Consider the following 12,927-nt stretch of genomic DNA (forward strand, 5'->3'; position numbering starts at 1 on the left):
TGGGCGGCAGGGCTACCCAAGGGAACCCGGCAAAGCGTACACCGACCCCCCCTCTCCCCCCCCCCCCCCCCCCCCCCCCCCCGGCCCTGGCTTCCTTTCAACGGTCGACTCCTGCGGGCGCCTTGTTGCTGGTGTGGAAGGTGTGCGAGGGTTCCCCCTCGGTGAATTTCCGCTCGCACCACGCGCCGGAGGAATCCGCCCCGTGCCCACCCCCCGCCCCCCTCGTCCCTCCCGCCCGCCGTCCGGCGCCGCTTCCGGGGAGCCCGACGAACTCCTCGCCGGGCCGCTGCGGGCCGGCTCCGGCTCCGAGGCCTCCCGGTCCGCCGCCCTGCTGATGGCCCGGCACTGGCAGCCCGCGCACGAGTACGCGGTCATCTGCCTGGCCGGTTCCGGTCCCCTCGCCCACATGGTCACGGCCGCCGCCTGCCACCAGGTCCTCGCCCGGCTGGCCCGCGGCGAAAGCGCCGACGCGCTGCGGCCACGCCTGCTGGTGGCGGTCCGGGACACGGTCGTGAACTGGTCCGGAGCGGACCGGATCACCGCCGTACTGCCCGGGCTCGCGAAACCGGCCGGCGGGCGCGGCATGCGCGCCGCGCGCACCCCGGCGGTACCGGAGAACCGCGTTCTTGCCGAGAGCGCGTTCCACGGCCTCTCCCGGCCGGAACAGGCACTGCTGTGGCACACCGAGGTCGAGGCCGAGCCGCCCGCCGTGCCCGCCGCACTGCTCGGCATCGACGCCGGCAGCGCGGCGGCCGCGCTCGAACGGGCCCGGGAGAGATTCCGCGAGGGCCTGGTGCGCGCCCACCGGGAACGCGCGCCCGGCCGCGAATGCCGCTACCACAACCGCCTCCTCGACGTCCCGATACGCCGGGGCGGCGCGCTGCTGCCCGAGGTCCGGGAGCATCTGGCCGGCTGCGCCCACTGCCGGCACGCGGCCGACCAGCTCGGCCACGTCGAGCACGGCCTCGGCGTGCTGCTCGCCGAGGCCGTGCTCGGCTGGGGTGCCCGCCGCTACCTCGGCTCGCGCCCCGGCCGCCGCCCCGGGCCCGCCCGCGCGGGCGGCGGCCCACGGCGCCTTGCCGGACGCCGGCGCGGCGGCAGGCCGGGCCGCTTCCCCTTCCGGACGGCCGCGCGCCGCCTGCCGGGAGCCGCCGCCCGCTCGTCCCGGACACTGCCGGCCGCACTCGCGGTGGTCTCGGCCGGGCTGCTGGCCACGGTCCTGGCGGTCTCCCCGTGGCCGGACGGCGGCGGCGCCGGCGGCACCGGCCCGGTGGTCTCCACCGGCGGCCCCTCGCCGTCCGCCTCCGCCCCCGCGGGTCTGCCCATCGCCGCCCGGCCGGGGCGGCTGCGCAACGGCACCGGCCTGTGCCTGGACATCGAGGGCCCGCCGCGCGCCGGGGCGGGGGCCGTCCTCGCCGTGTGCTCCGCCGCGGCCACCCAGCGGTGGACCTACGGCACCGACGGGGTGCTGCGCAGCGCGGCCGGCGCCGGCCTGTGCCTGGACTCGCACGCCGACGCGGGCGTGGTGCTCCTCGGCGACTGCGTCGGCGCCGGCGCGGAACGCGGCGCCGACGTGCGCTACGACCTCGGCGCGGGGGGCGAGCTGACGCCCCGCTGGGACCGCGCGCTCGCGCTCGCCGCAGGTGCCGGGCGGCCGGGCTCCGACGTCGTCGTCAAGGTGCGGGACGGCTCCGCCGGACAGCGCTGGACCTGAACCGTCCCCGTGGTGATCACTTCGTGAACACAGGGAGTCATGAAGGGACTCCGGGCGGGCGGAGCCGGAATGTTTCAGGACGATTAACGACGCGCTGATTTTCGGCCATCCGGCCGCTTCTCGAACGGGGGAACCGCTCTGTTACGGGGTCCCGTCGTTCGGTTTCCGTGACTTCACGCCACTGATTCAACACGAAAGGTTACCGAAACCCGTGGGTTCGATGTGAGTTTCGGCGGTGGACTCGGCAGAGTGGCGCACGCCGCTCCGGCACCCGACCGGTCTGGAGCCGGCACCCCGTCTGTTCGAGCGGAAGGATGCACACAATGCGGAACACCGCGCGCTGGGCAGCGGCCTTCGGCCTCACGGCCGCCGCCGTTTGCGGACCCCTGACCGGGGCCGCCGTCGCTGCACCGGGCGCCGCCCCGTCGTCGCTCTACGCCCCCTCGGCGCTGGTGCTCACCACCGGCCACGGCAACGACGTGGCCACGGCCACTCCGGAGCGCGCCGTCACCCTGAGCTGCGCCCCGACGCCCACCGGGACCCACCCGGCCCCCGCCGAGGCCTGCGCCGAACTGCGCGGCCTGAACGGCGACCTCTACGCCCTCAAGGACGCCGACGGCGTGATGTGCACCAAGGTGTACGACCCCGTCGTGGTCACGGTCCAGGGCGTCTGGCAGGGCCAGCGCGTCTCCTACGAGCGCACTTTCGGCAACGCGTGCGCGAGGGATGCCGTCGGCGGCAGCCTCTTCGCGTTCTAGACCGGGATCGCACGGTACCCCGTGGAACGCCGGATCAGGCCCGCAACTGGGGAGTGCGGCCCCTGGAGCGGGGAACCAGCGATCTCGCACCGGGGCAGGCGGGCGGAGTGGGGCCGCCCGCCGGCTCCGGGCACACAGCCGCTCCCCGGCCGGTCCGTGGGGGGCCGTCCGGGGAGCGGCGAAAAACATGCGGTTTCAACCAGGGCTGTGCGCCCTGCGCCGGTGGCTCGTGTCGCACCAGGGGTAGCGGCGACTGCGCCGGCAGGTACACAGAGCGACGCGGAACCGGTCCGAGCGGACCGTGGTCCCGTCCTCCAGCTCGACTTCCACGGGCCCTTCCACCAGGAGGGGCCCGCGCCGTTGCAGGGTGATCCGCCGGGCGGCCCCGGCCGGGTCGCGCGGCGGATCACCCGCCGCTTCGTACGGCGTGTCGTCCGCCGGTCCGCACGGCGCGCTGTCAGCGGGGTCGTTCGGCACGGATGACCACCAGCTCTTCCTTGTCCTCGGCCGGCGCGAGCAGCCCGCGTCGGCGCAGCCAGTCCTCCCGGGCGCGCAGCACCGGGCCGAAGGGGACGCGGCGGCGCCGGACCACCTCGGCCGTCAGGCCCGCCGCTCCCAGGAGCTCCAGGGTGTGTTCGGGGCCGCTCAGCGCCGAGTGCACGATCAGCAGCACCCCTCCCGGCCCCAGCAGCGCCGGGGCGTCCCGGCAGATCCGGTCCAGCAGCAGTCGGCCGTCGTGCCCCGCGTCCCAGGCCCGGGACCGGCCGCGCGGCCCGCGCCCCGTCTCGGGCGCCGGCACATAGGGCGGGTTCGCCAGGATGAGGTCGAAGGTGCGGCCCCGGACCGGTGCGAAGAGGTTGCCGCGCCGGATGCGCACCGGCAGCCGGCTCAGCCAGGCGTTCAGCCGGGCCGTCCACACCGCCTGCCGGGACACGTCCACCGCGGTCACCCGGGCGCCCTGCCGGGCCGCCGCCAGTGCCAGCGCCCCGCTTCCGGTCCCCACGTCCAGCACGCGCGTACCCGGGGGCGGGGCCTCGTCGCGCAGGGCCTCCACCAGCAATTCCGTGTCGTCCTGAGGGGCGTACACACCCGGAAGCAGCAAAAGGTTCACCTCACTCGAATGCCCCGCGAATCATGATATATGGGCCGCCTGTCGCTCCGCCTTCCGGTGTTCCGTCGTCCCCAGGGGCACCCGCAGGCACGACCGCCCCGCCCGCCAGTCGGCCAGCACCCGCCGGGCCAGCCGGTCCTCCAGGTACTCGGTCGCGTCGATCCCGAACGCGATGTCCGGCGCCAGCTCCGGCTCCTCGGCGAGCAGCCCGCCGATCACCTCGTGCCGGACCACCTGCTCGTGCACCGCGTCCGCCTCCACGTGCTCGTCGTAGAAGAACTCCGCGGCCGGACCGGCCCCCGTGCGGCGCATCGCCCCGGCGAGCCGGCGCGAGCCGGGCGAGGAGGTGATCTCCACCTCGGCGAAATGGCCCACCAGCGCGCCGCGCAGCGCGCGGTGCAGGCCGAACAGCGACATCAGGTTGACCACGGCCAGCATCTCGGCCGGGGCCGCGTCCAGATGGCGGCCGTAGGCGGTGTCCAGGTCCAGGTCCGTCATCAGGTCGGCGAACAGCCGCGCGTGCACCCGGTCGGCCCGGCCGCCGCCGAACTCGTCGAACTCCACCGCGGCCATCGCCGCCTTCGCCCGGCCCCACAGCCGCGGCAGCACCCAGGCGTGCGGGTCGGCCTCCTTCAGGTGGTACAGCGAGCGCAGCGCCGCGTACTCCCGCAGGTGCCACAACTCGCCCTCCCGTTCGAGGAAGCCGGAGATCCCCGCGCCTTCGGCCGGCTCGGCCAGGAGGGCGCCGAGCGCGTCGTCCAGGCTGTCGTGGACCGGGGTGTCGGCGCGCAGCGCGGCCAGGAAGCGCTGCTCCAGCGCGGCCCGCACGGCCAGCAGCCCCGGGTCCCACTCCCGCTCCGCCGGCACCCCGGCGAAGCCGCGGTAGTGCAGCTCGTAGCACACGTACAGCGCGAGCTGGAGGTCGTCGCCGTACGGGTCCCCCGCCCCGGCGTCGGCGGGGCGGGGGAGCGGGCCCGTACCGCGCAGGTACGCGGTCAGCGCGGCGGTGAGCGGGCCTCGGGGGCTGGGCAGCCGGGGTTCTCGCTGGTGGTGACTCATGGGACACGTGTACCCGCGCCGCCGTCGATCAACTGTGCCGGCTGGGCACCGGGCGGTTGCCGGGCCCGCGCTCCGGTCCGCCGCCCTTCGAAGGGGCGCCCGGCGCACCGGACCGAGCGCCTCGGGGCGCGGCCGCGGGGACGGCCCGCCCGGGCGGCTCGGGCGGGCTCCCCGGGGCGGACCGGCCGGCCGGCTCAGTCGCCCTCCGCCTGCTCCTGCGCCCCGGTGTTCGGGGTGATGGCGTCCCCGGCCTCGCCCGAGGTCTTGTCCCCGTCGCGCTTCCCGGCCTCCTCGACCTCCCGGAGCACTTCCTCCACGGCCGTCTCCGGCCGGTCCTCGTGGTCGCCACGGCCGTTCCCACCCGACATGACCTCTCCTTCCACCGATGGGGTGATCTCCCCTGCGGGTTACCCGGCGGCGCCGTCCCAAGCGTCCGGCCGCGCCCACCGGCCGCGGCCCCGGACAGCCCCCGCCCGGACGTGGGGGACGGGTCCCGCCGTGCGCGGTGTTTCAGTGTGTGGCGCCCTGGATACACCCCGAGGGTTCGGCCCCGACAGTTCGCGAGCCCGCACGCCGTCGCAGTGAGGTCGTCACATGTCCCATGCCCCGTCTCCCGCAGGACCGTCGAACGGCACCCGGCCCGCCCCGGCCCCGGCCCCCCAGGAGCGCGCCGCCCCGCCGCCCGGCGGCCGGGGCGGCACCGCCCTGGTGACCGGCGCGTCCTCGGGCATCGGCGCGGCCGTGGCCCGCCGGCTGGCCGCCGAGGGCGGCTGGCGGCTGGCGCTCAACGGCCGCGACATCACCCGACTGGAGCAGGTGGCCGGCCAGTCCGGCGCGGTCGCGCTGCCCGGCGACCTCGCCCGGCCCGGCGCCGGCCGCCACCTCACCGACCTCGCCCTGGACCACCTCGGACGGGTCGACCTGCTGGTGGCGGGCGCGGGTGTCGGCTGGGCCGGGGACTTCACCGGCATGCCCGCCGCGCGCATCGACGAGATCGTGGGCGTCGACCTGCTGGCCACCGTCCGCCTGGTGCGCGCCCTGCTGCCCCACATGGTCACCGCCGGCACGGGCCGCGTCGTGCTCATCGGGTCCATGGCCGGCAGCGTGGGCGTGCGCGGCGAGGCCGTCTACTCCGCCGCCAAGGCCGCCCTCGGCACCTTCGCCGACTCCCTGCGCTACGAGCTGCGCGGCACCGGGGTGGGCGTCAGCCACGTCATCCCCGGCGTGGTCGACACGCCGTTCTTCGACCGGCGGGGCAACCCCTACACCCGGTCCTGGCCCCGGCCCGTGCCCGCCGAGCGGGTGGCGGACGCGGTCTGCGCCGCCGTGCGGCACGGCAGGGACGAGGTGTACGTCCCCGGCTGGCTACGGCTGCCCGCCCTGGTGCGCGGTGCCGCGCCCGGACTCTACCGGCGGCTCGCCGCCCGCTTCGGGTGAGCGGCCATGACCGCGGTCACGGTGCTGCTCGCCCTGCTCGCGGCCCTGGCCAACGCCTCCGCCTCGGTGCTCCAGCGGCGGGCCGCCGTCGAGGAGACGGACCAGGGCGACGGGCAGGAGTCCATCCTGCGCCGGATCCCGCAGCTGCTGCGGCGCCGCGTCTGGCTGGCGGGTGCCGCGCTGCTGCTGCTGTCCGGTCTGCTCCAGGCCGGGGCGCTGGCCACGGGCAGCCTGTCCCTGGTGCAGCCCCTGCTCGCCGCCGAGCTGCTGTTCACCCTGGCCGTGGGCAGTGTCGTCTTCCGGCGCCGCCCCGACGCCCGGACCTGGCTGGCGTTCGTGGCCCTCGCCGGCGGGCTGGCCCTGTTCCTGCTGGCCGCCGCCCCGACCGCCGGGCAGGAGACCGCGCGCCCGGGCGCCTGGCTGCTGGGCGGGGGCGGGGTGCTCGGCGCGGTCGCCCTGCTCTGGCTGGCCGCGCGCCCGGTCCGCGGCGCGTCCCGGGCCACGCTGCTCGGCCTCGCCTCGGCGCTGTGCTTCGCCACCACGGCCGCGCTGCTGAAGGAGGCCGTGGGCCGGCTGGAGCACGGGCCCGGCGCGATGTTCGGACACTGGTCGCCGTACGCCACGGGGGCCGCCGGACTCGTCGCCTTCGTGCTGCTGCAGGGCGCGCTCGCCGCCGGGCCGCTGACGGCCTCCCAGCCCGCGCTCACCCTCGGCGACGCGCTCGGCAGCGTCGTCCTCGGCTGGGTGCTGTTCGCCGAGACGATCCAGCTGGGGCTGCGGGTGCTGCCGGAGGCGGTCGGCGTGGCCCTGATCGGCGCGGGCAGCATCGGTCTCGCCCGCGCCCCGTCCGTCGGCGGCCGGTGGGACGAGGACGGTCCGGCGCCGTCACCCGGTTCCGCCGCCGCTCTTCCGCGCACACCGAGGAGGTAGGTCACCGATGTCCCCCGTCTCCGGCCGCTCCTGGCGGACGGCCGCCGTGCTGCTGCCGGCCGGCGCCGCCGCGGCGCACATCGTCCCGGCGGCCAGCTGGCTGCCGGGCGTACGGCCGCTGCTCTTCCCCGGCCTCGCCGGCACCGGCCACGTCCGGCACGTCGCGCTCACCTTCGACGACGGACCCGACCCGGAGTCGACCCCGCGCTTCCTCGACGCACTGGACCGGCTCGGCGTGCGGGCCACCTTCTTCGTGGTCGGCGAGCACGCGGTGCGCCACCCCGGGGTGGTGCGCGAGACGGTGCGGCGCGGGCACGAGCTGGGGGTGCACGGCTGGCGCCACGACCGGCCCTGGCGGCCCGCGTTCGCCCGCGACGCCGAGGAGGTGGCCCGGACCGTCCGGGTCGTCCACGACCTCACCGGACGGCGCCCGCGCTGGTACCGCCCGCCCTACGGCATCCTCACCGCCGGCCGCGTCCGGGCCGCCCGGCGGGCCCGACTGCGCACGGTGCTGTGGTCGGCGTGGGGCAGGGACTGGACGGCCGACGCCACACCGGCGTCGGTACGGGCCCGGGTCGCCGCGGACCTGCGCGGCGGCGGCACCGTGCTGCTGCACGACGCCGACCGGTACTCGGCCCCCGGCTGCTGGCACGCCGCGCTCGGCGCACTGCCGGCCGTCGTCCGGGACTGCCGCGAGGCGGGGATGACGGTGGGCCCGCTCCGCGAACACGACGCGCCACCGGCACCGACCTCCCCCCGGCCCGCCGCACCGCAGCGCGTGGCCGGGGGACGACCGCGCCGATGAGCCGGCGTCACCGGCCCCGCCGCCCCGGAGCACGCTCCCGGCGGACGGCCGCGGACCCGCGGCGGTGCGGGGCCCGCCGTGCGGGACCGGGCGCGCGGCGGGTGGCCCCGGGTGGGCGGCGGTGCCGGTCGTGCCGTGCCGCAGTGCGTGCGCGGGTGCGGGGGTGCGGGGCCCGTCGCAGGCGGGGGAGCGGGTGGCGCCGGTGCGGTCGCGGTGCCCCGGCGTGGGGACGGCGCGCCCGCCGGGGTGGCGGGGGTGTGCGCGGGGCCGCCGGCTCACAGGTCCGCCAGCCGGTCCAGCGCGTCCCCGCGGAACAGCGCCTGCCCCCGGGCGACCCGGGCCGCGCGTTCCGGGGTGCCCGCGCGGAGGCCGTCCAGCGTCCTCAGGAGCGCGGGGCCGTCCGGGGCGGGGGCGCACAGCCCGAGGTCGGCCATCCGGCGGACGCCCTCCGCGCCGTGGCCGGGCAGCGGGCGGTGGGCGACCACCGGCAGGCCCGCCGCGAGCGCCTGGACGGCCGTCTGGCCGGCCGCGTTGTCCACCAGGGCGTGCCCCGCGCCCAGCAGCCCGGGCATGTCGTCGACCCACCCCAGGGCGAGCGCGGCCGGCTCCCGGGACATGCGCGCGTACAGCCGCTCGTTGCGGCCGCACAGCACCACCGGCAGCCAGCCGCCCGCGGCCAGCAGCCGGGCCGTGGCGGCGGGCCGCGACGCCGCCCCCCAGGCGCCGGCGGACAGCAGCACCGGGGGCCGGCCGGGCGCCCGCGCGGCGAACCGCTCCTGCCACCGGGCCGCGCCGGGGGCCGGCGCGCGGAAGGCGGGCGCGACCACCGGCCCGGTGGTCACCACGGGCGCGCCGAGCGCCCGGCGCACCCGCGCCGCCGCCGATTCCGTCAGGCACAGGTACCGGTCGTTGCCCGGGTGCAGCCACTGCCGGTGCACCGCGAAGTCCAGCAGGAAGACGGCGCTCGGCACCCGCAGCGCCCCCCGGGCCCGCAGATGCCCGGTGAGCTGCGCCGCCAGATGGAAGACGGACACCACCACGTCGGCGCGCACCCGGTCCACCAGGTCGGTCAGCCGGTCCCCGGCCAGCCGGGCCAGCGGCACCCCGCTGGGCCGCGGGCCGCGCCCCTCGCGCAGGAACGCGCCGTAGACCCCGGCGTACAGCCAGGGCAGGTGGCGCACCGACGCCTGGTAGCCGCGGCGCAGGCCCGTGCCCAGGCCGTACGGCAGCAGCCGCAGCACGTCGACCACCTCGGCCCGCCCGCCCCGGGCCTCGGCCCGGCGGGCGAGTTCGGCGGCCACGGTGTCGTGACCGGCGCCCATGCTCGCGCTGACGATCAGGGTCCGCCGCCGGCCGTCCGGCGTCTCGTGGTCGGTGCTCCGCACGGATTGACGATTCTCCGCCGCCGCGGCGCCCAAACCGCCCCCCGGCCGCCCGGGGCAACCGGGCGGCGAGCAGGGGAGGAGCCGTGAGACGGCTGCGGCGCGGCCTGCACCGCGCGTGGCAGTGGCTGCGGGTCCGGGCCCTGTTCGAGCACGGGCGGGAACTGGAACTGATGCACCGGGCCATGGGGTTCGCCACCCTGTCGCTGGTGACGCTGGCGCCGCTGCTGATCGTGGTCGCCGCGGCCGACCCCCTGGTGCGGGGCGGCTTCGCCTCCTGGCTCACCGACGGCATGGGCCTGTCCGGCCGGTCCGCGCGCGCGGTCACCGACGTCATCAGCCCGCCGCGCAAGGTCATCGGCACCACCAGCGTCTGGAGCGGTGTCCTGCTCGCCGTCTTCGGCGTGGCCTTCGGCGGCAGCGTGCAGAACGCCTACGAGAGGATCTGGGGCCTGGCGTCCGGCCCCTGGCACCGGGTGTGGCGGCAGGCGACCTGGCTGGTGGTGCTGACCGCGTACCTGTACCAGGAGGCGGCGACGAAGACGACCCTGCACGGCGGGCAGCGGATCACCCTGTCGACGCTGAGCGGTGTGCTGTTCTTCTGGTGGGGCCAGCGGTTCCTGCTGGGCGGCCAGGTCCGCTGGCGGGCACTGCTGCCGGGCGCGGTGGCCACCGTCGTCGGCCTGATCGGGCTGCGGGCCTTCTCCTACCTGGTCTTCACCCCCCTCATCGTCACCAACGCCCTCAGCTACGGCGCCGTCGGCACCGTCCTCGTCGTGGAGTCCTGGCTGATCGGCGTCGGCTTCGTCATCTACGGCGGTGCCCTGTTCGGCCGCTGGTTCACCGAGCACCACTGGATGCCCTCCCACCACCAGCCGGAGCGGACGGACGGCACCGACGAGCGGGACGCGTCCTAGGCGAGCTGCCGGCGCACCAGTTCGTGGAGCCGGCCCCCGGTGTCCGCGAGGAGTTCGGCCGGGGTGCCCTGCTGGACGATCCTGCCGTCCTCCATCACGATCACCCGGTCGGCGTCCAGGACGGTGGTCAGCCGGTGGGCGATCACGATCCGGGTGGCGTTCAGCTTGCGGGTGCTGTCGATGACGACGCGCTGGGTGTCGTTGTCCAGGGCGCTGGTCGCCTCGTCGAGGAAGAGGATCCGCGGCCGCCGGATCAGGGCCTGGGCGATCATCAGGCGCTGCCGCTGGCCGCCGGATACCGCGCCGCTGCCGGCGACGATGGTGTGCAGCCCCATCGGCATCCGCCGGATGTCCTCCGCGAGGCCCGCCAGCTCGGCCGCCGCCATCACCTCCTCCGGCGTGTACGGTTCCGCGCCGCAGATGACGTCCATGATCGAGCCGGAGAACGGCTGCGCGTGCTGGAGGACGACCCCGCACTGGCGGCGCACCGCGGACTGGTCCAGCGCCGCCAGGTCCTGGCCGTCGTACAGGACGCTGCCGGAGACCGGCCGGTCGAAGCCGATGAGCAGGCGCAGCAGTGTGGACTTGCCGCAGCCGCTCGGGCCGACGATGGCCACGAACTCGCCGGGCCGTACGGCGAAGGACACGTCGTCCAGGACCAGCGGGCCGTCGTCGGCGTACCGGAAGGACAGCCGACGGGCCTCCAGCGCGCCCGACAGCGGCCCCGGGCGGGTGCTGGCCGCCCGGACCTCGGGCCTGGCCTCCAGGACCGGCTTGATCTCCTCGAACAGCGGCAGCGCCGCCACCGCCGACACGAACGCGCCGGTCAGCTGGGTGACCGAGGTCAGCAGCATGGTCACCGAGGTGTTGAAGGCCAGGAAGTCCGCCGCCGACATCGCGCCCTCGGCCGGCCCCGCCAGCAGCATGAACATCAGCAGGGTGCACACGGGCAGGTAGACCGCGCCCAGGACGGTGGTCAGGTTCTTGATCCGGCCGACCCTCTGCTGGAGTTCCCGGCCGCGCGCGAACTCTCGGGCCCAGGCGGCGTAGGCGTAGTTCTCGGCCGCCGCCACCCGCAGCTTGGGCAGCCCGCGCAGCGTCTGGAACGCCTGGTTGTTCAGCTTGTTGCCGAGCGTCACCAGCCGCCGCTGCCAGCGCACCTGCCACAGCCCGAGCCCCGCGAACACCACCGCGACGACGAGCAGCATCCCGACCGCCGCGAGCGCCATCGGCACGCTGTACCACAGCAGCAGCCCCAGGTTCATCGCGCCGACGGTCACCGACTGGGCGACGACCGGGCCGACGCCCGCCAGCAGCCGGCGGATCGCGCTGACGCCCATCGCCGCGCCGGCCAGCTCGCCCGTCGAGCGCCGGGTGAAGAACCGGGTGGGCAGCCGCAGCAGCCTGTCCCACACGGCCGGTTGCAGCGCCGCCTCGATCCGGCCCTCCAGGCGCAGGATGGACAGGTTCTCCAGCAGCGTGAACGCCGCCGCGACCACCCCGCTCACCATGACCGCCAGGCACACCCGGGCGATCAGGCCCTCCTGGGCCCGCGGCACGTACTCGCCGAGCACCTTGCCGGTCGCGATCGGCACCAGCGCGCCGACGGCCACCGTCACCAGGCCCGCGAGCAGCAGGTTCAGCAGATCGCCGCGGGTCCCGCGGAGGCTGAACCGGAGCAGCCCGAGCGGGGAGAGCGGCTTGTCGGGCAGCGGCCGGTAGAACATCACCGCGCGCGGCTCGAACTCCCCGGCGTTCGCCTTGCCGACCGGAATCCGGCGGCCGGTGCCCGGGTGGACGGCGACATAGCCGCCGCGCCGCCACAGCAGCGCCACCGGCGTCCCGGACAGCGCCCGCCGGCCGACCAGCGGGCCCGTGTTCTCCCGCCACCAGCGCCCCTGGAGGCGGACCGCCCGGGTGCGTACCCGGGAGGCCAGTGCCACCCGCTCCACCGGGTCCAGCCGCTCGCTCGCGGTGCCGCTGTGCGCGGGCTCGGCGAGGGTGATCCCGGCCGCCTCGGCGACCAGCCGGCAGGCCGTGTAGGTGGCGTCCGCGTCGGCGGCCGTCGTACGGCGGGCCGAGCGCTTGCCGATGGCGGCCAGCAGGGTCTGGTCGGCCTGCGCGCGCACCGCCTCACCGGCCCTGATCCCGGCGGCCGTACGCGTCTCGTGCGCCTGCTCCAGCTCCTCGATCCACCGGTCCAGCGCGGTCAGCAGCCGGTACTGCTGGTCCACCATGCCCTGCCACACCGCCGGATCCATCAGCAGATCGGCCGCGGCCTCGGCGCCGTACAGCGAGCCGTACTGCACACTGCCCGGCGGGACCTGCATCCAGAACACGTCGTCGTCGGCGGGCGCCGCGGTGCGCTCGCCCGCCATCGGCGCCTGGAAGAGGACGGACAGGCCCCGGCCGACACCGAGCGCGACCGCGTACTCCAGCGGGCTGGAGGCCGGCGGCACGTACTGGGGGATGCCGTACTCGTCGTGGGACCAGGTCTGCGCGGGGGCCGGCTGGTACAGCTCGCGCAGGCCGACGCGGTGCACCACGCAGTCGCGGACCGGGCGGGCCACCAGCGTGTGCCGCGGCCCGGCGACCGGGCCGAGCAGCAGCGTGCCCGCCTCCAGCCGGCCCAGGTGGTGCCAGTGGCCCTGCTGGGCGGCGTCCACCGCGAACAGGTCCAGCGCGCCGGCCGCGACCAGCCACAGCACCTGCGGGCCCGCCAGCTCCAGGCGGCCGAGCCCGGCGCAGTCCAGCCGGGTGCCCAGCGAGCCGAGCGCTTCGAGGACGAGGTCGCCTTCCCGCACGGATGTCATC

Annotated in this window: 12 protein-coding genes; 6 read left to right on the forward strand and 6 right to left on the reverse strand. The window is 76.7% G+C overall.

Annotation, left to right across the window (positions count from 1 at the left end; translation table 11 throughout):
- Positions 1–202: 202 nt before the first annotated feature.
- A complete protein-coding gene (locus ACZ63H_RS16450) occupies positions 203–1,714 on the forward strand; it encodes an RICIN domain-containing protein (RefSeq protein WP_469865498.1) in 1,512 nt (503 codons plus the stop codon).
- Between the two features lie 323 nt (positions 1,715–2,037).
- Positions 2,038–2,472, forward strand: coding sequence for a subtilase-type protease inhibitor (locus tag ACZ63H_RS16455; protein ID WP_469865500.1), 435 nt, complete (start codon positions 2,038–2,040; stop codon positions 2,470–2,472).
- Between the two features lie 195 nt (positions 2,473–2,667).
- Here the strand turns inward: ACZ63H_RS16455 and ACZ63H_RS16460 are convergent, their stop codons facing one another.
- The 4 genes from ACZ63H_RS16460 to ACZ63H_RS16475 form a co-directional block, all read right to left on the reverse strand.
- Positions 2,668–2,844 (reverse strand): CDGSH iron-sulfur domain-containing protein, encoded by a 177-nt coding sequence (locus ACZ63H_RS16460; protein WP_467932410.1) that lies wholly within the window; start codon positions 2,842–2,844, stop codon positions 2,668–2,670.
- An 85-nt stretch (positions 2,845–2,929) separates the two neighbouring features.
- Positions 2,930–3,571 (reverse strand): HemK2/MTQ2 family protein methyltransferase, encoded by a 642-nt coding sequence (locus ACZ63H_RS16465; protein WP_469865635.1) that lies wholly within the window; start codon positions 3,569–3,571, stop codon positions 2,930–2,932.
- Between the two features lie 33 nt (positions 3,572–3,604).
- On the reverse strand, positions 3,605–4,642 hold the full coding sequence (locus tag ACZ63H_RS16470) for an iron-containing redox enzyme family protein (RefSeq protein ID WP_469865502.1): 1,038 nt from the start codon (positions 4,640–4,642) through the stop codon (positions 3,605–3,607).
- 194 nt (positions 4,643–4,836) lie between these two features.
- Positions 4,837–5,010, reverse strand: coding sequence for a hypothetical protein (locus ACZ63H_RS16475; protein ID WP_469865504.1), 174 nt, complete (start codon positions 5,008–5,010; stop codon positions 4,837–4,839).
- Positions 5,011–5,236: 226 nt separating this feature from the next.
- On the opposite strand from ACZ63H_RS16475, the gene ACZ63H_RS16480 reads away from it, so the two are divergent.
- The 3 genes from ACZ63H_RS16480 to ACZ63H_RS16490 are packed head-to-tail and all read left to right on the forward strand — an operon-like array spanning position 5,237 to position 7,814.
- A complete protein-coding gene (locus ACZ63H_RS16480) occupies positions 5,237–6,079 on the forward strand; it encodes an SDR family NAD(P)-dependent oxidoreductase (RefSeq protein ID WP_469865506.1) in 843 nt (280 codons plus the stop codon).
- Positions 6,080–6,085: 6 nt separating this feature from the next.
- Positions 6,086–7,009: a DMT family transporter gene (locus tag ACZ63H_RS16485; RefSeq protein ID WP_469865508.1), complete on the forward strand. Its 924-nt coding sequence runs from the start codon at positions 6,086–6,088 to the stop codon at positions 7,007–7,009.
- A 7-nt stretch (positions 7,010–7,016) separates the two neighbouring features.
- Positions 7,017–7,814, forward strand: coding sequence for a polysaccharide deacetylase family protein (locus ACZ63H_RS16490; RefSeq protein WP_469865510.1), 798 nt, complete (start codon positions 7,017–7,019; stop codon positions 7,812–7,814).
- A gap of 275 nt (positions 7,815–8,089) precedes the next feature.
- Here the strand turns inward: ACZ63H_RS16490 and ACZ63H_RS16495 are convergent, their stop codons facing one another.
- Positions 8,090–9,136 carry an MGDG synthase family glycosyltransferase gene (locus ACZ63H_RS16495; RefSeq protein ID WP_469865637.1) on the reverse strand — a complete coding sequence of 349 codons (1,047 nt, stop codon included), beginning with the start codon at positions 9,134–9,136 and terminating at the stop codon, positions 8,090–8,092.
- 146 nt (positions 9,137–9,282) lie between these two features.
- On the opposite strand from ACZ63H_RS16495, the gene ACZ63H_RS16500 reads away from it, so the two are divergent.
- Entirely contained in the window at positions 9,283–10,113 is an 831-nt protein-coding gene (locus tag ACZ63H_RS16500) for a ribonuclease BN (RefSeq protein WP_469865512.1), read from the forward strand.
- Here the strand turns inward: ACZ63H_RS16500 and ACZ63H_RS16505 are convergent.
- Positions 10,110–12,926: an NHLP bacteriocin export ABC transporter permease/ATPase subunit gene (locus ACZ63H_RS16505; protein ID WP_469865514.1), complete on the reverse strand. Its 2,817-nt coding sequence runs from the start codon at positions 12,924–12,926 to the stop codon at positions 10,110–10,112. The two genes, ACZ63H_RS16500 and ACZ63H_RS16505, sit on opposite strands and share 4 nt — an antisense overlap.
- Position 12,927: the final 1 nt, after the last annotated feature.

It is taken from the genome of Streptomyces sp. NPDC104831 (assembly GCF_055583025.1).

Coding starts and splice junctions, on each gene's coding strand:
- ACZ63H_RS16455 (WP_469865500.1), top strand. CDS start 2,038: ATGCGGAACACCGCGCGCTGGGCAGCGGCCTTCGGCCTCACGGCCGCC.
- ACZ63H_RS16470 (WP_469865502.1), bottom strand. CDS start 4,642: ATGAGTCACCACCAGCGAGAACCCCGGCTGCCCAGCCCCCGAGGCCCG.
- ACZ63H_RS16475 (WP_469865504.1), bottom strand. CDS start 5,010: ATGTCGGGTGGGAACGGCCGTGGCGACCACGAGGACCGGCCGGAGACG.
- ACZ63H_RS16480 (WP_469865506.1), top strand. CDS start 5,237: ATGTCCCATGCCCCGTCTCCCGCAGGACCGTCGAACGGCACCCGGCCC.
- ACZ63H_RS16485 (WP_469865508.1), top strand. CDS start 6,086: ATGACCGCGGTCACGGTGCTGCTCGCCCTGCTCGCGGCCCTGGCCAAC.
- ACZ63H_RS16490 (WP_469865510.1), top strand. CDS start 7,017: ATGTCCCCCGTCTCCGGCCGCTCCTGGCGGACGGCCGCCGTGCTGCTG.
- ACZ63H_RS16495 (WP_469865637.1), bottom strand. CDS start 9,136: ATGGGCGCCGGTCACGACACCGTGGCCGCCGAACTCGCCCGCCGGGCC.
- ACZ63H_RS16505 (WP_469865514.1), bottom strand. CDS start 12,926: ATGACATCCGTGCGGGAAGGCGACCTCGTCCTCGAAGCGCTCGGCTCG.